General features: G+C 59.1%; 15 protein-coding genes. 7 read left to right on the forward strand and 8 right to left on the reverse strand.

Going from position 1 to position 19,285, the window contains the following annotated elements:
- The first annotated feature begins 146 nt into the window (after positions 1-146).
- The 5 genes from argS to C6366_RS12010 all read left to right on the forward strand — a co-directional run bounded on the left by argS (position 147) and on the right by C6366_RS12010 (position 5,574).
- A complete protein-coding gene (gene argS / locus C6366_RS11990; protein WP_107738184.1) occupies positions 147-1,820 on the forward strand; it encodes an arginine--tRNA ligase in 1,674 nt (557 codons plus the stop codon).
- 12 nt (positions 1,821-1,832) lie between these two features.
- Complete coding sequence (locus C6366_RS11995; RefSeq protein ID WP_107738185.1) at positions 1,833-2,528, forward strand: SPOR domain-containing protein; 696 nt, start codon at positions 1,833-1,835, stop codon at positions 2,526-2,528.
- Positions 2,529-2,578: 50 nt separating this feature from the next.
- The gene (locus C6366_RS12000) at positions 2,579-3,127 is read left to right on the forward strand and encodes a pyruvoyl-dependent arginine decarboxylase (RefSeq protein ID WP_084031963.1); all 549 of its coding nucleotides are present in this window, start codon (positions 2,579-2,581) and stop codon (positions 3,125-3,127) included.
- Positions 3,128-3,241: 114 nt separating this feature from the next.
- On the forward strand, positions 3,242-4,375 hold the full coding sequence (locus C6366_RS12005) for a deoxyhypusine synthase family protein (RefSeq protein WP_107738186.1): 1,134 nt from the start codon (positions 3,242-3,244) through the stop codon (positions 4,373-4,375).
- On the forward strand, positions 4,372-5,574 hold the full coding sequence (locus C6366_RS12010) for an NAD(P)/FAD-dependent oxidoreductase (RefSeq protein ID WP_107738187.1): 1,203 nt from the start codon (positions 4,372-4,374) through the stop codon (positions 5,572-5,574). Before C6366_RS12005 ends, C6366_RS12010 begins: the two co-directional genes overlap by 4 nt.
- 249 nt (positions 5,575-5,823) lie before the next feature.
- Here C6366_RS12010 and C6366_RS12015 read toward each other — a convergent pair whose 3' ends face one another.
- Both C6366_RS12015 and C6366_RS12020 read right to left on the reverse strand, forming a co-directional pair.
- Positions 5,824-7,263 (reverse strand): hybrid sensor histidine kinase/response regulator, encoded by a 1,440-nt coding sequence (locus C6366_RS12015; protein WP_107738188.1) that lies wholly within the window; start codon positions 7,261-7,263, stop codon positions 5,824-5,826.
- A 48-nt stretch (positions 7,264-7,311) separates the two neighbouring features.
- Positions 7,312-8,556 (reverse strand): EAL and HDOD domain-containing protein, encoded by a 1,245-nt coding sequence (locus C6366_RS12020; protein WP_107738189.1) that lies wholly within the window; start codon positions 8,554-8,556, stop codon positions 7,312-7,314.
- A 352-nt stretch (positions 8,557-8,908) separates the two neighbouring features.
- Here C6366_RS12020 and C6366_RS12030 point away from each other — a divergent pair, with 352 nt between their 5' ends.
- Positions 8,909-9,769: a hypothetical protein gene (locus tag C6366_RS12030; RefSeq protein WP_107738191.1), complete on the forward strand. Its 861-nt coding sequence runs from the start codon at positions 8,909-8,911 to the stop codon at positions 9,767-9,769.
- Positions 9,770-9,857: 88 nt separating this feature from the next.
- Here the strand turns inward: C6366_RS12030 and C6366_RS12035 are convergent, their stop codons facing one another.
- Positions 9,858-12,233 carry a response regulator gene (locus C6366_RS12035; RefSeq protein WP_107738192.1) on the reverse strand — a complete coding sequence of 792 codons (2,376 nt, stop codon included), beginning with the start codon at positions 12,231-12,233 and terminating at the stop codon, positions 9,858-9,860.
- 301 nt (positions 12,234-12,534) lie between these two features.
- Here C6366_RS12035 and C6366_RS12040 point away from each other — a divergent pair, with 301 nt between their 5' ends.
- A complete protein-coding gene (locus C6366_RS12040; RefSeq protein ID WP_158269763.1) occupies positions 12,535-14,151 on the forward strand; it encodes a response regulator in 1,617 nt (538 codons plus the stop codon).
- A 3-nt stretch (positions 14,152-14,154) separates the two neighbouring features.
- Here the strand turns inward: C6366_RS12040 and C6366_RS12045 are convergent, their stop codons facing one another.
- The 5 genes from C6366_RS12045 to C6366_RS12065 form a co-directional block, all read right to left on the reverse strand.
- Positions 14,155-16,668 (reverse strand): response regulator, encoded by a 2,514-nt coding sequence (locus C6366_RS12045; RefSeq protein ID WP_107738194.1) that lies wholly within the window; start codon positions 16,666-16,668, stop codon positions 14,155-14,157.
- A gap of 19 nt (positions 16,669-16,687) precedes the next feature.
- The gene (locus tag C6366_RS12050; RefSeq protein ID WP_107738195.1) at positions 16,688-17,563 is read right to left on the reverse strand and encodes a metal-dependent hydrolase; all 876 of its coding nucleotides are present in this window, start codon (positions 17,561-17,563) and stop codon (positions 16,688-16,690) included.
- A gap of 143 nt (positions 17,564-17,706) precedes the next feature.
- Positions 17,707-18,360, reverse strand: coding sequence for a lactate utilization protein (locus C6366_RS12055; RefSeq protein WP_107738196.1), 654 nt, complete (start codon positions 18,358-18,360; stop codon positions 17,707-17,709).
- A 118-nt stretch (positions 18,361-18,478) separates the two neighbouring features.
- Positions 18,479-18,892: a phage holin family protein gene (locus C6366_RS12060; protein ID WP_107738197.1), complete on the reverse strand. Its 414-nt coding sequence runs from the start codon at positions 18,890-18,892 to the stop codon at positions 18,479-18,481.
- 19 nt (positions 18,893-18,911) lie between these two features.
- A complete protein-coding gene (locus tag C6366_RS12065) occupies positions 18,912-19,277 on the reverse strand; it encodes a MerR family transcriptional regulator (protein WP_233248486.1) in 366 nt (121 codons plus the stop codon).
- Between the last annotated feature and the right edge of the window lie 8 nt (positions 19,278-19,285).

Below are 19,285 nucleotides of genomic sequence, written 5' to 3' on the forward strand. Positions count from 1 at the left end.
TTTTGCACCACGGGGAACACGGGGAAAGAAAGGGTGATTTTTGGTTATTTGGTTCTCCGTGGTGCAATCTTCAGCGGCGGTGATTGTTCCCCGAAAACGTCGCTGGAGCGTTATCCAACTTCAACAAAAAACAGTCATTATACCCAATGCGAGCACAAAACTATTTACGGGAATTGTTGACGCCCTTTTTGACGGAACATGATTTGGAGTGGACCTCGGCGACGACCCTGGAACCACCGAGAGACAAGCGTTTCGGGGATTTGGCCACGAACATGGCCTTCACCCTGTCCAAGAAGGCCGGAAAGAATCCCCGGCAGATCGCCCAGGAGGTGGAACAGCGTTTGGTCGGCCTGGGCGACGGGCGGTTGGCCAAGGTGGAGACCGCCGGTCCGGGGTTCTTGAATTTCACCCTGGCCCCGTCTTTCTGGCAACAAGGCGTTCTGGACATCCTGGATCAGGGCGACGAATACGGACAAACCGACTCGGGAAAAGGCCGCAAGGTCCAGGTGGAGTTCGTCTCCGCCAATCCCACCGGTCCGCTACATATCGGTCACGGACGCGGCGCGGCCCTGGGCGACAGTCTGGCCCGGATCCTGCGGTTCATGGGCCATGACGTGACCACGGAATACTATCTTAACGACGCCGGTCGGCAGATGCGGCTTCTGGGAGCCTCGGTCCTAGCCCGGTATCTGGAACTGCTCGGTCGGGGCGCGGTTTTTCCCGAGGACGGGTATAAGGGTGATTATATCCGGGAGTTGGCCCAAGGGTTGCTGGCCCAAGAGGAACTGGACGGGGACGGAGAACGACCAGCAAACCTTCCGGAGCAAGAAGCCCTGGACGTGGCCCGGGAATACGCCATGGATCGGATTCTGGCCGGAATCCGTAAGGATCTCCAGGATTTTCGTGTGGAACACCAGGTCTGGTTTTCCGAGTCCGCCCTGATTCGCGACGGGGCCGTGGAGCAGATCCTGGATCGCTTGCGAACGGATGGATTGGCCTACGAACAGGACGGGGCGCTCTGGTTCGCCAGCACTCGATACGGGGACGACAAGGACCGGGTGCTGCGCAAGTCCGACGGCTCGTTGACCTACTTGGCCTCGGACATCGCCTATCACGCGGACAAGTTCGAGCGCGGCTTCGACCTGGTGGTGGACATCTGGGGCGCGGATCATCACGGCTACGTCGGTCGGATGAAGGCCGCGGCCCAGGCCCTGGGCCGGGATCCGGAGGACTTGCAGTGCATTCTGGTCCAACTGGTCAACCTGCTCCGGGCCGGGGAGCAGATCGCCATGTCCACCCGGGCCGGGGAATTCGAGACCCTGGCCGACGTGTGCGCAGAGGTGGGCCCGGACGCGGCCCGGTTCATCTTTCTCAGCCGCAAGAGCGACAGCCATTTGGACTTTGATCTGGAACTGGTCAAACGGCAGACCATGGACAACCCGGTCTACTACGTGCAGTACGCTCATGCCCGGATTCATTCTCTGCTGGCCAAGGCCGGAGAAGCCGGGGTGATGCCTTGGCGGGCGACCCTGGAGACGCTGGCCCTGCTGGACGGAGAGGCGGATCTGGAACTGCTCAAAGCCCTGGACCAGTTCGGAGACGTGCTGGTTTCCGCCGCGGCCACCCTCAGCCCGCACCACCTCAGCCATTATTTGTTGGATCTGGCCGGGAAGCTGCACCGCTACTATACCACACATCCGGTTCTGGCGGCTGGTTCGCCGGAATTGGTTCAGGCCCGGCTGGCCTTGTGCCGGGCCGTGGCCCAGGTGTTGCGCAACGGGTTGGGTTTGTTGGGCGTGAACGCACCGGAGAAGATGTAGGCCGTTCTGAACATGGCGCAGAAGAACTCCAAACCCTCGGCTTCCTCCGGCGGAAAGAAGAAACGCTGGAGATTTGAACTGGGCCCCTTTGGGATGCTTGGCGTGGGATTGGTGGGCACGTTGGTCATGGCCTGGGCGTTCATTTTGGGCATTCTGGTGGGCAGAGGGTACCATCCGGAGTCGGTGATTCCAGAAATTGGATGGTCGCCTCCCCCACTGCCGACGCTCTCCTCGCCGCGAACCGTCTTGCAGCCCGAGGAGTTGCGGTTTCATGAGACGCTTCAGGAACGAGGCAGTCAACCTTTCCCTGAAGCGCCTCGTCGAGCTGAAGCGCCGCTTGTTTCGGCACCAGTTCGGCCGGATCCCCAGGCCCAACGGGAGGCCGTGCCTGATCCCGTCCCGGCTCCGGTAGTTGCCGCGCACGAACCGACTGGCCCGACGGAGCCTCTTGAATTCGCGGAGCCTCGCTTTGAGTTCGTCTACCAGGTGGCCTCGTTTCAGAATGACACCCAGGCCAGGGCGTTGCAGCAAAGCATTGCCTCCGCGGGATTGCTGGCTTCCGTGGAAGCTGGAATGGTCAATGATCGGCAATGGTATCGGGTCCTGGTCACGGTGCGCGGCTCTCAGGCCGAGGCGGATCTGGCCAAGTCGCGGCTCCAGGGTTTGGGCATCGCGGACCCTTTCCTTCGGGCCAAAAAATCTTTATGAGGCATTTCACTTCCTCGGGAGTGGAAACATTTTGTTTAGGAGGATCGAATATGATCAATTTTGTACCACGGCAGGCGTTTTTCACCAGGGGCATCGGCAGACACAAAAACAAACTTCAGTCTTTCGAGTTGGCGTTGCGCGACGCCGGGATCGAAAAGCTGAATCTGGTTTATGTGTCCAGCATCTTCCCTCCAAACTGCAAAATGGTCACAGTGGAAGAAGGGGTGAAACAGCTCAGTCCGGGACAGATCACCTTTTGCGTGATGGCCCGCAACGCCACCAACGAGAAGGGGCGTTTGGTGGGGTCAGCCGTGGGCATGGCCTTTCCGGCCAGCAAGGAGCACTACGGCTACATTTCCGAGCATACCGCCTTTGGGGCCGATGAGCAGGAACTGGGCGACTTTGCCGAAGACCTGGCCTCCACCATGCTGGCCACCACCCAGGGCGTGGACTTCAACCCGGAGACCGCCTATGACGAAAGGCGACAAATCTATCTGATGAGTGGGAAAATCATCGACTCGGCCTCGGCCCCGGTGGTGACCATGGGGCAGGCCGGGGTCTGGACCACCACGGTTTCCGCCGCGGTGTTCCTCCCCTGAGGACGCACTAAAAAATGCCGTTAACGGGCCGAGGTGAATCCGCTTCCCTCGGCCCCTTTTTTTTGGGCAGTTCCGTTTTTCAAGGAGCAATGCCAAGGAGTAGCGTTAGACGACATGAACATTCGACGTATCGATACCCTGCGCAATGGAGAGGAAGACGGCTTGACGCCCTTGAAAACCCTGGATTTGGATGCCGTGGAAGATTTCGACGAACTGGTGACGGCCATGTCCCGCACCGCGTTCGGCGGGCGCAATCTAGGTGAGGCTCTGGACGTCCTGGAGGCCATGGTCAGCGATCCGGAATGTATGGTAGTGGGGACCTTTTCCGGGGCGATGACCGTGGCCAAGATGGGCAAGGTGCTCTGTCGGATGATCGACAACGGCTGGTTGAACATCATCGTGTCCACCGGTGCGCTGATGGCCCATGGGTTCATCGAATCCATCGGGCTACGCCACTATAAGCACGAACCGCACCGGATGAACGACTCCGCGCTGTTCGAAAAGGGCTACAACCGGATTTATGACACCCTGGAGCCGGAAACTAATTTCATGCAGGCCGAACGGGTCATCGCCCGGGTGATGGAAGAAGTGGGCGACGATGCTCATTTGAGTTCGGAGAGCTTGTGCCGGGCCATCGGTCGCCACCTGGCCGAGAATTATGAAGGCCCGGGGATACTCAAAAGCGCCTACGCCAAGGAGGTGCCGGTGTACATCCCGGCCTTCACGGATTCGGAACTGGCCCTGGACGTGGCCTCGCACATGTTGCGCAACCATCCGGAGTGGCAGTCCCTGGACATCGACGATCCGGCCAAGCTCCCGTTCCAGTTCAATCCGTTTCTGGACCTGTTCAGCTACACCAAGCGTATCCTGGCCGCCAAGCGGATTGGGATTTTCACCATTGGCGGGGGCGTGCCCCGGAACTGGGCCCAGCAGGCCGGGCCGTTTCTGGAGATCCTCAGCCAACGCGTTGAGTCCATGAAAACCACGGCCCGGCGCTTCCATTACGCCGTGCGGATCTGTCCGGAACCGGTGCATTGGGGCGGGTTGAGCGGCTGCACGTACCAGGAGGGCATCTCCTGGGGCAAGTTCGTCGCGCCCAAGGACGGCGGGCGGCACGCGGAGGTGCCCAGCGACGCGACCCTGGTCTGGCCCCTGTTGATCAAGGCTCTGGAGCAACGCTTGGCCAAGCGCGGGGCCGAGCGCGTCACCGGAACGAACTCGGACTCCGCACGCGGGAAGCGAGCATGAAGCGGTTCGTGATCATCGGCAACGGACCTGCGGCCAACAGCGCCGCCGAGGCGATCCGCAAACAGGATCAAGCCTCGTCCGTGACGATGTTTTCCCGCGAATTCCAAGGCCACTACTACACCCCGGCCCTGCCGGAATTGGTGTCCGGGGAAAAGACCGCGGAGAAGCTGATCGTCCATGGACCCCAGTGGTATGAGCGACTCGGAATCGAATTGCGTTTGGACTGTCCGGTCCAGGACGCCGACCCTGAACGCCGCCTGGTGATCACGGCGGAGGGCGAGGAGGTGGGGTACGACGCTTTGCTCCTGGCTACGGGCGGCAACGCGTTCGTTCCGCCCATTCCCGGAACCGGCGACCTGAAAGTGATTCCGGGAGTGTTCACCTTGCGGACCATGGCCGACGCGGAGCGGATTAAGGCCGCGGCGGGCCAGGGGCGGCGGGTGGTGCTGATCGGCGGTGGGTTGTTGGGGTTGGAGGCTGGAAACGGCCTGCTCCGGATCGGCGCCCACGTGGAGGTGGTGGAGGTTTTTCCGCGTCTGCTGCCTCGTCAGACCGACTCGTTGGGGGCCAAGCTGCTTCAAGGGCTGTTGGAAACCATGGGGTTCGCTTTTCATCTGGGCAGGAAGACCGAGCGGATCGCCCGGACGCCTGACGGCCTGGAGGTTCTCCTGGACAACGGAACCAGCCTGGCAGCGGACATGATTCTGATTTCCGCCGGGGTCCGTCCGGAACTGGAACTGGCCGGAAAGCTCGGCTTGGCCGTGGATAAAGCCGTGCTGGTGGACGACCGGATGCGGACCTCCTTGGCGGATGTGTATGCAGCCGGGGATGTCTGCGAACACCGGGGCCGGTATTACGGGATCTGGCCCGCGGCGGTGGAGCAGGGCCGGGTCGCCGGAACGAACATGGCCGGAGGGTCCGCGGAGTATGCGGGCACGGTGCCGAGCAACTCCCTGAAGGTGGCCGGAATCGCCTTGACCGCCTTCGGCGAGATCGACGCCGAGGGTCGCCACCAAGCCCTGGTCTTCCAGGGCCAGGCAAACGGCCTGTACCGCAAGGTGGTCCACAATCAAGGCCGGATGCTCGGCGGGATTTTTCTCGGCGACGAGCAGGGGGCCAGGACCGCGCTTACAGTCATGCGCCGGGATCAGATCCTCAGTCCGGAAATACGGGCATTATTTCCTGCGGAATCAGCATAGACCCCGGACGGGATCTGATTTTTTCAGCCTTTCAACCAAAAATTCACGACATCTCATCATGCTTCCGCAAAATTCTGTTCGTGCTCAGCGAAGCGGTGCCCGTAGCTTGTGCTCGAAATCCAGATAATGGCAAAATAATCGAAGGAATCCGATTACGAGCACCGCCGACAACGGCTGAGTACGAGCAAGAATATTACCGGATAGCGCGTTTACCGATCGACCATCACCGAACCGCGTTCAACAGTCATTCTATCCGGTTTCCGGCTGCGAAGCCGGGAGACTGGGCAGCACGACGCTGATCATCGTTCCGGTATCTCCGGAAGACGTCACGGAAATTGTCCCTCTCTGTATCCTGGCGATCAAGGCCGCCGAGTACGCTCCCAGGCCGGTGCCGTGGCGCTTGCCCGCGGTGACGTATTTCTCGAAAAGCCGGTTTCGGATGGCCGTCGGAATTGCGCCATGGTTGTGGATGGTGATTTGCGAACCGTCCTGGACCGTCTTCAGGCCGATGGTGATCGTGCCGCCCTTGGGCGAGGCCTCCACCGCGTTCTTGAGCAGGTTGGAGAGCATGGACAGGCAGAGCAGTTTTTCGCCGTAAACGAAAAAGCGTTCTTCCGAGGTCGGTCGGCGCCCATTGACCTCCATTTCCACCCGCAGTTGCATCACCCTGACGAATTGGTCGATTTGAGGGAGAACCTCCCGCACCAGAGCCATGACCTCCACGGGCTCGGGCTCCAGTTCGTAGCTGCCCTGCTCCATCTTGAACAGATCCAGTGACAGGTTGATCTGATTGAGCATGTTGTGGCCGGCATCGCGGATCATGGCCAGCGAGTCGATCATGGTCTTGGAAAGCCCGGGCTGATGGAGGAGTATGTCCGGCAGGCCGATGATCGCTCCCAAGGGGGCTTTGAGGTCATGTCTGGTGATGCGCTCCACGTCGGCTTTGAGGTGTTCCAGCTTACGGTGGGCCGTGATGTCCACGGCCACGTAGAGCGAGGTGTCCGCCGTCACCGGGGATATGGAAATCTCCCAGGTTTTTCCCACTGCTTCGATTTGGAGCGGAGTGTCGAATTTATTCAGTTTTTCTGCCAGGGTCATGGATACATGAATTTCCCGGCGCACAGGCTCCGGAAAAAAAGAGCCGCTGGCCGACTCGTTGGGCGTGATGCCCATGAGCCGGGCTTCGGCGTTGGCGAACAGAACCTGGAAGGTGGCGGTGTTTAACAATACCAAGGGGTAGGGCAGGCTGTTGAGGATCAGTTCGCGCATTTTTCGTTGGGTCATGGCTTCACGCTGGAAGCGGATCGTCTCGTTGCAGCGTTCCAATATCCCGAGCAAGTCTTGAATAGAAACCGGTTTGGAGAGAAAGCCGTCGGCCTTGAGCTGAATGCCTCGTTTCAGAATGCGAGGGTCCTCCAAGCCGGTGATCAGAACGACCTGGGTGGTGGGAGACAAGGAGCGGATGGCTTGACCCATTTCCAAACCGTCCATGCGGGGCATTTCCATGCCCGTGAGCACGATGTCCGGACGGCTGCGGGCAAATTCGAAAAAGCCTTCATGGCCGTCCCTGGCGCCGAAAACTTGACGGACGTGAGGGCGGAGCAATTCTTGCAGAATTTCCAGGGTGACGGGCTCGTCCTCGACGCAAAGCACCGAGATGTCGTAGTAAGTCGAGATTTTTTCGGTCATTGGGAGACTCTTTGATCAGTTGCGGTTTTGCGCGTGAGCAGGATGAAATCATCTGGCCACACGGAAAAACTCTTCGGCCCAGGTCATGGCCTGGGCGTAGCAGGTGCCGACCTGGAGAGGGTTCAGCTCAAGTTGAGCAGCCAGGATATCCACACGGGCCCATCGTCCCTGTTCAAACTGGACGGCCAGCTCCAGCCATGGGGCATAAGGGCTTGGACGGCCGCAAAGAGTCGCCTTGAGGGCGTCGGCCAAAGGCAAGAAGTCCACCAGGGTTGGCATGGGCATGTCGAACATGGCGTCCAGCAGGGAGAACAGTCCCAGCAGGAAAAGCTCATCAGAGTTCACGTCCTGGCGGCCTGATCCCGTGAGTTCCAGAAAACGCGCTCGTTGAGTCGAGAGCAAGGGGAGCTGGGAGGTTTTTTCCGGAGGCGAGAGGTCCGTGAGAATGACCATGCGCAACCAGGTTCTTGCCTGTTTCGCGCCCAGGTAGGCGATGGCTCGCTGTACTGTGGTGATCGGCTGGATTACTCCGAAAAAGGGAGAGTTGAGAAACCTGAGCAGGCGATACGTCAAGGAAACGTCGTTTTGAAGGATCTTGGCGATTTCATTCCAGTTTTCTCCGTAATTGTCCAACATTTTTAGAATTTTTAGTCGAGCGACCTGGGTTGATGAGAGTTTTTTCGAGACGATGGTTTCCGGTTTCTGGAAGAAAAACCCTAAGAAGAGCTCAGCGCCCAAGCTTTTGGCGGCAGAGAAAGCCTCCGGAGATTCGACCCGTTTGACCAGGACCGGAATGCCGGTTCGGGTCGCGGCGATCATGGTCTGGGCGAAAACCTCGGGTGATTCGGTCAGAGCGTCCACGACAAGGTAATCTGCTTCGACCAGGAGGTGCCGACAAGAGTCCAGCAGTCCGTCCAGGGCCAGCCGGTAACCCGTGGCGCGCAGCTTGGTGATGACCGCTGGCAGACTCCCGTCCCGGCAAAGGCCGGGGGTCAGCTTGATGATCGTATTGTTCGGCGGCAGGGCGTAGGGGATCTCGTGGAGCAGGGCCGTGGTAGAGAATTCCATCAGCAGGTATGTGTCGCGGGCTAGGTCCAGGCTTGGAGATGTCGCCGCCTCCAGGACGACTTGCACCGTGGCTTGGTCCTGGTCTTCAAATCGAGCCGACTCGGCCTGTTCGTCGCTCCTATAGAGGAGTTGATAGCCCCACAGATTCATGTTGCGGTCGAATATGGGGTGGCGGGCAAAAAAGCAGGATTGGGCGGATGGAGGTGTTGAGGAAGATGGGCGCATTATATGGAATTCCTTCGTAATGATATAGATTGAGTACGCGCTGTGCTTGCGCGGGTGGTGTCCGGTTCAGGGCCGTGGATTGATGAAGGGCCTGGATCGCGTTGCCGTCATGGTGTACAACGAAAGCCCTTGGTCGACAATTGCCCAATGGCGGTCTTCAGTGGAGCTGGACCTGTTTCCTGTTGGCGTTATTTCGTTTCATGCCGACGTTGCGACCAGGGAGGTGCTTGACGCAAAGCAAGTCGACATGCCAAGGAAAAAACGATTTGACTGATGACTCTTCGGCGTGTGGTTTGCCGAAGGATTCTCGGTTGGCTTTCTTTAACCGCGACAACGAGGAGAAGCTCAACTGATGGACATCTGTACAGCCGTAGCCGCGACAAAATCCGGCGAACTTCTGGAGCAGGCCATGGTGGAGCGGGCCAAGTTGATCGTGGTTCCTGCGCTGCTGAGCCATTCACCCAAGTCCGTGGCCGGGACGATTACTTCCTTCACCGTAAAAAGCACTAACCTGGAGTTGATCTCCTTAGGTGGGCTGACCATTGACAGCTGGCTGCGTAACGGGGTCACCTGCTACTTTCAGTTGAGTGACAGGGCCAAGGCCTGCGAGTTTTATTACAACTTCGCCTCCCCCATTCTTTTCCTGACCAAACAGCCCGGAGGATACGCTTGCGTCCTACAGACTCCCGAGGCCCTTTCCCTGGGGCAGCGCCGGTCAAGCATGCGGATTTTTCCCAGGCCGGAATATGTCTTGGGCTTTTCTCTCTGGCCTAAAGGGCAGTTCATGACTCGATGTCCGGAGACGAACAGGGTCAAGCTGAATCCGCCGCTGATCAACAGTAACCATCTCCAGGAGAATCAAATCCAACTCCTCGATCTTTCGGCAGGAGGTATGAAGTTAAAAATCCGGCATGTCGGCTTGAAGAACGTGATAGCGGCTTGGGAGGAGATGCCAGGCGTGGTGATTTGGCTGGTCCTGCATGATCCCCAAAAGAAGCGCAACATGACGCTCTGGTTCAAAGGGAGAATCTGTTATAACCATGTCGATCACTCTACCAAGGATATCGTCAGCGGTCTTGAACTGACGACCGAAGGCATCAAGGAAAAGAGCGGAAAAATGGTATGGCGCACGGTAGAGCGTCGAATGATCAAAGACCTGGCCACCTGGACCTATGAGCGATATCTGGAAGCAACCACACGGGGTGTGCGCTGAGCGAAAGCCTTTGACGCATCGCATGGCTTGCTCGGCAAAGGCGGGTGTTCAGTCTAAGGGGTGGGCGAACCGTGATTGTGCCGACAGACTATCCTTTCAATGTTTCCCGCACTTTGGCAGCCAGTTCCCGGAGTTTGTAGGGTTTGGCGATGAAGCCTTTGGCCCCTGCGTAGAGGACGTCGCGGACATGCCCATGGGCCGTGTAGCCGCTGGCGATCAGGATCCGGATGTCCGGGTCGCGGGTCAGCAGTTCACGCATGCATTTCAGTCCGCCCATGCCGGGCATGTTCAGATCCAGGAGCACCAAGTCGATCTCTAGTCCTCGTTTGGTGTACAAAGCCAAGGCCTCTTCCCCGCTGGAGGCATGGAGCACCGTATACCCGAACTCCTCCAGGGCCTCCTGGGTAATTTCCCGTAGAGCCTCCTCATCATCCACCACCAGGATGGTTTCCAGGCCCCCTTCCGGATGCGTTTGGGCGGATTGAACATCTTCCGAAAGCTTGTGGCCGACCAAGGCCGGCAGGTAAATGCTGAAGGTGCTGCCCGCCCCCTCGGAGCTGGAACAAAGGATATATCCGTTCAGGCTTTTCACGATCCCGTAAACCGATGCCAACCCCAGACCCGTGCCTTTGCCCGCTTCCTTGGTGGTGAAGAACGGGTCGAATACTTTTTGGCGAACTTCCTCACTCATGCCCATGCCCGTGTCCGAGATGCTTAGTTGAACGTAATCGCCCGGCGGAATTTTGAAAAACGTGAAAGCTCGTTCCTGCTCGAACCGTGCGTTGCACGTCTCAATGGACAATCTGCCGCCGTCGGGCATGGCGTCCGCTGCGTTGCCGCATAGGTTGAGCAAGGTCTGTTGGATTTGAACCGGGTCGGCATGGACGGGCCACAGGTCGCCGCTCAGCCCCATTTCGATTTCGATCATCCGGGGAATGGTCTGGGTCAGGAGCTTGTGCGTCTCCAGAATCTCCTGGTTCAGGTCCATGGGGTGGGAGTCGCTTTCCATCTTGCGGCTGAAGGCCAGCATTTGTCGGATCAGGGACTTGGCCCGTTCACAGGCTTGTTGGATGTGGTTGAGCCCTTTGAAATCCGGGGACTCTGAGGGTTTTCGGGCCAGCAGGAGTTGGGCGTAACCGCTGATTCCCTGGAGGAGATTGTTGAAGTCATGGGCAATGCCTCCTGCCAGGGTGCCCACGGCCTCCATCTTGTGGGCGTGGCGAAGCTGTGCTTCCAGCTTTTGGCGTTCGGCTTCGGCCTCTTTGAGGGCGGTGATGTCCGTCAAAAAACCGTTGTAGGTGGCCTGCCCGTCCCTGTCTTTTTTCTCCCTGACGTTCAGCGAAACCCAGAATCGCTGGCCGTCACATCGTTTCCACTCCACTTCGTGGTGGAGCACGTGACCGCGGCGGGAGAGACGGGTCTTGAGTTCTTCGCGTTCCTGAGGGCGGACATAGAGCTGCCGGGCGATGTCCGTGATTTCGGCGATCATCGTGGAGGGAGTATCGTACCCGGCGAGTCGGGCCAGTTCGGGGTTGACTGAGAGAAATCGTCCATCGGGGTGGGTTTGAAATATCCCCACCGGCGCGGTTTCAAAAAGTTCTCCGTACTTCTCCATGCTCTCCCGCAGTTCCCTGGTACGTTGCTCCAGGCGGTCCTCCACCCGAAGAAGGGTCCGTTCCCGACGAGCCTTGGCGCAAACTTCCACCGCGTATTCCGGTGCAAAGGGCTTGCGCAGGTAGGCGGCGGCTCCTTTTTTCATGCAGTCCAGGGCCAGCCCCGGCTGCGGGTCGCTGGTCATCATGAGGCAGACGCAGTTCGGACTGGATCGGCCAAAGTCCTCCAGGAGGTCGTCGCCATGGCCGTCTGGCAGATGATAGTCGATGACGGCTACGTCGTAAGCTTTGCTTTGGAACATATCCACGGCCTCGCAAGCGGTCAGGGCCGTGTCCGCCAAGTAACCGTGAGCCTCGAAGGTCCGCTTCAGCAGATTGGCCAGGGTCGTGCCGTCCTCCACCAGCAGCACCCGCGGCTGGGATGCGCGGAAGCTGCCCTGGAGCATGGCCGTCACGGTATCGCGGAAATGGCGGATGTCTTGAGGCAAGGCCAAAAAGGCGCTGGCGCCGGTTTCCGTGGTCAGTCGCTCGGTTTCCTCGCCGGAGAAGGTGGCTGAAATCACCAGGATGGGTGTCTGGTTGAAGGCCCGGTACTCCGGAGACCGCAACAACCGACAAAACCGCCAGCCGTCCAGGCCGGGCATGTACAGGTCCGTGACGATCAGATCGGGCTTGTCGGCCTGCATGGCCGGCAAGGCCTGTTCCGCGCTCTCGAATCCTAGGGCTTGCAGTCCTTCCTTGCGCAGCAAATCGACCAGCAGTTTGCATTGGGCCAAGCTGTCGTTGACCACGACCACGGTTTGCGGTGAGTTCGGCATGGGATGAAGAGGTGGTTGATGGTCAGTAGGCATGAACCGGATTCCCCCACGCCTACGTTACTACCAGTTTTCAAGAGCAAAGAAAACACGCAGAAATCCTTCGGACTGACCAGTAATCGGCGTTTGCGACGGGCCACATGGTCCGTTTTTTCAGTGTTATTTCGAAAAAGCTCGCTCAAGGTCGTATCTTCCCGGAACTCCAGAGGCGCGACGTCTGGCTTTCCCTTTTTCATGCTGGTAGGAATCGTGCCTGGGCAAGATGTGGCGAGGGCGGTTAGTGTCCTGCTATTTTAAGCTGATATTGGAAAATAAACAGTCGAACCAAGGAGTAACCATGAGCAGCTTGGACGGGTTTCGCGACTTGGATTTCATGGAACAGATCGTCCTGCTCGGGGATGTCCAAGCCAAGGCAGACGGCGCGGCGATTGCCGAGCTTCGTGAATTGTTCGTTACGCCGGTGGGGGACCGGGCGGTGGATACCATGTTGCGTAAGGTTTTGCGAGAACTGTTGTTGCGGCATCCGAAGGAACTGGTCGGCGGGCTCAACGCGGAGAGCCTGGAACTGGCCAGATTTTGTGTGGTCCTGTCAGGTGAAGCGCGTTTGGCCGAGGCGATGGCCCCGTTGATGGAGTTGGTTCGAGCCTGGCGGGAAGACCGTGAGGCGCTACATGACTGTCTGATCGCCCTGGGCCGGATCGGTGACCACGCCGCAGTGCCGGTATTTCGGGAGAATCTCGTTCATGAAGACGATTTTATCGCCTGCGCCTGTGTCTCAAACCTCGGGATTTTTGGCGATCAAATTTGCCAACCGCGTCTGGAGGCCATGATCAACGCCAATGAAGCTCCGGAGCGGTCCGGAGAATGTCTGGCCACCACCTGGGTTGCCGTGGAGGCGCTGTTGGCACTGGACTCGGACAATGCGCTGGCCTACCTGGCCTCCAAGATCCACCACGCCAATCCCACTGCCCGCCGTTTGATTCAGCAAGGGTTGGTGCATAAGGGCGACCGCGCCGTTCCATTTCTGACGGATCTGCTGGGTAGGACGGAGGATACGGATGAAAAAATCCTCCTGGCCAATGCCCTGGGGTACATCGGATACAGAGCGGTGGCGAACGACCTGATCGACGCTCTGGAATCGGGACGGCTGGGAACCGCCAATGAGCGGTTTGCCGGTTACGAGGCTTTGGGGCGGATTCCGGGCATGAAGAGCATTGTTTTTCTTCAGGGGGCGTTGTGGCGGGAAACCGATCCTTTGGTACTCCTTGCTATTGTAAAAGGGTTGGACGGGTTGAGCGTCGATGCCGTGGCTCAAGGTGTTGCCAAGGACATTGAGGCCCGGCTCGCCGAAACTTCGGAGGCTGTCAGGCCCGTATTGAGGGCCGTGGCGACCTCGGGGGCGGGGACTTTGTTCGCGGCCCTGGCCTGCCTGCCGGGCTGCGGTCCGTTGGTGCTGGAGATGGCCGCTTTGGATGCGGATGCATTGACCAGGGAAGCTCTTGCTCAAAGCCTTTCAGCGCGGGGGATGGGACGGGAAGCGGAGGCGCTCCGTCTGTCCGGGGCCACGGACGAAGGGTCGTGGCATCGGAAGCGGATGCTGGCCGTGGACGACTCCGAGGCCATGCGCTCCTTTTACGCCCAATTCGGGTCTTTCGCCGGATATGACGTCCAAACCGCGGAGAACGGTCGAGTGGCTTTGGATATGGTGGAGAGCGGGGATGAGTTCGATCTGGTGGTGGTGGATATGAACATGCCGGTGATGGACGGAATCGAGCTGGCCACCAAACTGCGGGCCATGCCGGAGCTGGCCGCCTTGCCGATCCTGATGGCCACCACGGAGTCTTCCAAGTCCCAGGCTCGCATCGCCAGGAACGCCGGGGTGAATACGTTCGTCGTCAAGCCCTTCACACATGATCAACTGCGGGAAAAGATCGTCAACCTGGTTGGAAACTGACCGTCACGACTTTTCCCGGAGCCGTTCGGCCGTGGTGGCGGCCTCGTGCTGAAAGGCTTCCCACTCCCGTTGAAGATCCGCTCTCGCTTGGCTGGTTTTTTCCCAGTCCTGTTCATGTATGGCGTACATGACCTGGATGCAACAATCGCGCATGCGCTCCGCGCCAATGTCGGAGCAGGCCCCCTTCAAGCGATGGGCCGCCTTCCCGATTTCCGGATACTGGGAGGCCAGCAGGCTCTCCAGGGCACTCATGTCGTTGGGAGTCTCGTGCAAAAAAACCTGGAGCATTTCCAGGGTCATTTCCAGGTCTTCGTCGTAGCGCTTCAAAGCGTCCTGGTGATTGAAGACCTGGGAGGTCGAAGCGTCCACGTCCGCGGTCCTTTCCTCGACGACCGGGGAGCCGGAGAGGCTTGGTCGTAAATATCTGTTGAGCATGGCTACGAATTCTTTTTTGGCAAAGGGCTTGGCTAGGTAGTCGGTCATCCCGGCAGCCAGACATTTTTCCCGGTCTCCCTCCATGGCATTGGCGGTCAAGGCGATGATCGGGATGCCCCCCCCATTTCTGTCCTGCTCCATTTCCCGAATCCATCGCGTAGCCTCGTAGCCGTCCATGATCGGCATTTGGCAATCCATGAGCACCAGATCGAAGCGCCGGGTGGCGATCATTTCCACGGCCTCTTTGCCGTTGACGGCGGTGGAGGTCGTCAACCCCATTTTTTTAAGAATGGCGACAACGGATTTGCGGTTGATGGGGTGATCCTCCGCCAGAAGAATATCCACGTCGGCCCACTGTTCGCCAGACTTTGAACAAACCGGCGTTGGAATCGGGCTGGGAACGGCGGCGGGTTCCTCTTCAAGGAAGATTTTTACGGGAGGTGCGGCTTGGGGATCTGGGCTAGACCGGGAGCGTAGCGTGGCCTGGATGGGCGGAACTTCATTCTGAACACCGGGCTGGTCGCCCAAGGGCAGTTCCAGATCAAAGGAGAAGGAGGAACCCGCGCCCAGGGTGCTTTCCACCGTCAGCTTACCGCCCATGGCCTGGACCAGTTGCTTACTGATGGCCAGTCCCAGCCCTGCGCCACCGTATTGGCGGGTAGAGCTGGAATCGGCCTGGGTGAAATGATCGAAAATTTCTTGCAGCTTTTCCGGGGCGACCCCGATACCCGTGTCCTGGACCGAAAAATGAAAGACAGCGTTCGATCCCGTGGTGCGTTTGCAGGATATCTCCAGGAGGACATGCCCCGTGTCCGTAAATTTGACCGCGTTCCAGCCAAGGTTGAAGAGAATCTGGCGCAATCGCAGGTTGTCTCCCAGAACCATACGCGGGGCACGCACGTCGTAGCGCGAGATGATCTCGATCCGTTTGTCCTTGGCCCGGGCGGAGAGGATGGCCGTAAGTTGGCCCAGTTCCTGTTCCAGGTCGAACTCCCGAGCGGCCAGCTCCAGCTTGCCAGCCTCGATTCTTGAAAAATCAAGGGTGTCGTTGATCAGACCCAACAGGGACTCAGCCGAGACCGCGGCCATGTTGATGTATTCGATTTGTTCCGGGGTCGTCGTTGTGTCGCGCAGCAGTTCCATCATGCTGACAACGCCGTTGAGGGGGGTGCGCAGTTCGTGGCTCATGTTGGCCAGAAACTGGCTTTTGGCGATGTTGGCCTGCCTAGCCGCCTCGGCCAGCCTGTGGGCCTGCTCGGTTTCGTCGGCCAAATGGATATTGGCGGCCTCCAGGGCGTTCATGGATTTGCGCAACTCGACTTGGGTGGTGCGCAGGTTGGCCACCATTTCGTTGAACGTGGCAGCCAGCAGACCTATTTCGTCACGGGAACGGACGTCGGCTCGATGATGCAGTTCTCCGTGGGAGACCATGCGGGCCGTGTCGGTCAGGTTGAGGACGGGACGGGAGAGAGCCCTGGCCAGGACGTAGGTCGCCCCGGTGGCCAGAAGAATGATGGCCGCGGACCAGAAGATGGATCGGTGGATCAGTTCGGTTATGGCCTCCTGGATGTGGACCGTGGAGATCCCCAGCACGACGTGCCACTGCTGCTGGCCGATGCGAACTGGATGTACAAGCAAAATGCCGGTTTTTCCTTCCAGCCCGAGATCCTGCTCCTGAAGGGTCAAGGGCTTTCCGGTTAGCAGTTCCTTTGGGACGGCATCGCCATAAGCCGAGCGGTCATGGGCCATGTAAACGGCGCCCTGAGGATTGACCACCCTGGCCGTGACGATACCTCCCGGTTGATCTCGGCCCAGGTCGTGCAGAAATTCTTCCAGGTAGGCCCAGTTCAGGGAGCCGAAGGCGTTGTGGGTGATGGACGCGATGGTCCGGGCCGTGATTTCCACCGAGCTGAGCAGCTGGTTGGTCATGGCCCGGCTTTCCAGTTTGACCGTAATCACGGTGCCCACGGCGATGGTCAGTAGCAACAGGAGCAGAACGGGAAAGACGATCTTGTGAAAAATGGACACCCGGATTTTAAAATTCCGGGCGGAATCCGATGCTGTTTGCTCGTTATCGGCCACGGGACACCGCCATGCCGGCTCAGGCCAGTTCTACCATTTCTCCGGGAACCAGTTCCAGGACCTCCACGTTGGGAGCGCGCTTGGCGGTGGTGGCCTTGAAGCGCTCCGCGTCCTGTTCCAAGACCGGGAAGGTGGCGTAGTGCTCGGGGATGACGATGCGCGGCTGGATCATGGAGCAGGCGTGGGCCGCTTCCTCAGGCCCCATGGTAAAGACTCCGCCGATGGGCAAAATGGCGATGTCCGGCTTGTAATAATCTCCGATGATGGTCTTCATGTCGCCCATCAGGGAGGTGTCCCCGGAGTGGTAGAGACGCAGACCGTTTTCAAAGTCGAAGATATACCCCACAGCCTCGCCCACGAAGCGGTTCGTGCCTTGGAAACCCGTCAACTGCGCCCCGGCGGAATGGAACGCCTCGACCATGGTGATCCCGACACCGTCAAAGTCCGCGGTGGCGCCCTTGTTGCCCAGATTGAAAGTCAGGCAGTTGGCTTTGGGAATCTCGCTCTTGATGAAAAAGCTCAGTTCCCAGGGGGCGATGACCTTGGGATCGTAGGTTTCGATCAGCTCCTTGGCGTCGCCCAGCATGAAGTGGTCCACATGCCCGTGGGTCCAGACAATGAAATCCACGGACGAAAAACTGCCCTGTTTCTTGTATTTCCCAGGACAGGCCGGACTGGTCATGATCCAGGGGTCGAAGAGAATCCGTTTGCCGTTGGTGGACACGAACAGGAAACTGCCGTGGCCGAGCCATTCGATGCCGATGGCTCCGGGTTTGCGGCTTTTGGGGAGAGGTGGGGAGGCTTCTGGGGCAGCCTGGGCCACTGTGGTTCCAAGGCCGACACCGCCGACTGTCAGGCCGATGGTCTGGAAAAATTGTCTGCGGGTTGTTTTCATGGGGCTCTCTTGTGGCAAGGCGGAAAGGGAGATGTATGGGATCTCGGTCAAAGGTGACCGGTCGAGTGCCGCGAAGCATGAGTGAATATCCACATTTGCATCGGAAGGGGAAATGTCAAGGATTCAGCTCACCTCGATTGAGGCTAAAGCCCGAGGTCCTCGTTGATCAGAACGATCTTGATCCGTCCTTTGGGAAAGGATTTTTCGGTGATTGTCCAGGTGTTGCAGACTCGTTCCGGGCTTTTGCAGTCCTCGCAAAAGCCCGTTTTGACGCAAGGGGTCTTCATTTTCAGGCGGGCGGCATTGGCCGGGGCGACGAATCCCTTGACCCGGAGCATGGCCTCCTCCACGTCCACGCAGAGCTTGTTGCGCCCCACCATAACCACTACATGCCGAGGTCCGAAGGTTAGCGCTCCGACCCGGTTGCCGTGCATGTCCAGGTTGATCAACTGGCCGCTTTCGGTCAGTGCGTTGGTCCCGGTGAAGTACAGGTCGCAAAGCAGGGCTTGACGGCGTAGTTCCTGTTTTTGGCCCTTGCTCAGGGACGGGTCGGAGGTGTCCAGTACCTTCAGCCCCTTGCGCTGTTTCAGGGCTTCCGTGATGCCGGAAGTGGAAAGGGTCACGGAGCCGCCCCAGGCCACCACCTCGGGATTTACCCCGGGGAGGATCACGTTCAGGACGGTCTCCTTGGCCTGGGTCAGGGTGTCCACCAGATAGGTCTCGAAATTGTTGCTTTCCAGCCCCTCTTGGGCTTTGTGCAGGCGTTTGCTCCAAAAATGCGTCAAATAGTCGCTCATAGGGATGCTCCAAAATATTTTGTTCACGGTTTACGGTTCAATGGTCACGGTTCAACGGCTCTGGTTGTCCAGAGTCATGAGGCGGATGCAAAAAGAAGCTGGGGCAACGTGGTTTGGGTCATGGTTCCCAGCGTCCGTTGCCGCGGCGCATTTCAATGTGTTGCACGCGTTTTACGCGTTCCACCCGTCCGCGATCACTGATGAAGGAATTGAGCAGCCAGCCCATGAGGCTGATGATCAGCGAGCCGAGCAGGGCGGAGCCGAATCCGGTCACGTGAAAGGAGCCGACCACGTCGGAGACCATCATCAAGAGCAGGGCGTTGATCACGAACAGAAACAGGCCCATGGTCAGGATGGTCGCGGGCAGGGTCAGGATGATCAGGATCGGGCGCAGGATGGCGTTGAGGATGCCGAGTACGGCGGCGGTGGCCAGGGCGGAGAGAAAGCCCGCAGTCTGGATTCCTTCAACCAGATAGGCCGCGGCCAGGATCGCCACGGTCAGCATCAGCCAGCGCAGAAATATGCCGGGCATGGTCGCCTCCTCGTTGGTGTCATGGGTGGCGGCGAGCGCTGGGCCGCGCGGGAACGGACAGGATGGTCCGGATGTCCTGAAGTTCCTGGATGATTCCGCTGGTCAGCTCATGAACCTGGGCGCTTTCCTTCAACCGGCGTCTGGCGCCGTCGATGGTCAGACCCTCTTCGTGGAGCAGCTTTTGAATCCTGCGCAACATGGTCATGTCGTCCTGGGTGTAGAGCCGCTGACCTTTCTCGGTGCGCAGGGGGGTCAACTGGGGAAATTCCGTTTCCCAATAGCGCAGCACGTACGGCTCAAGGTCGAGCTCCCGCGCCGCCTCACCGATGCGCAGGCGTCTGGGCTGTCGAGGCAGTTCAGGAAGCATCCGGTGGGTGCTGGGCATGGCTGGTC

This window comes from Desulfonatronum sp. SC1 (genome assembly GCF_003046795.1).
Taxonomy (GTDB): domain Bacteria; phylum Desulfobacterota; class Desulfovibrionia; order Desulfovibrionales; family Desulfonatronaceae; genus Desulfonatronum.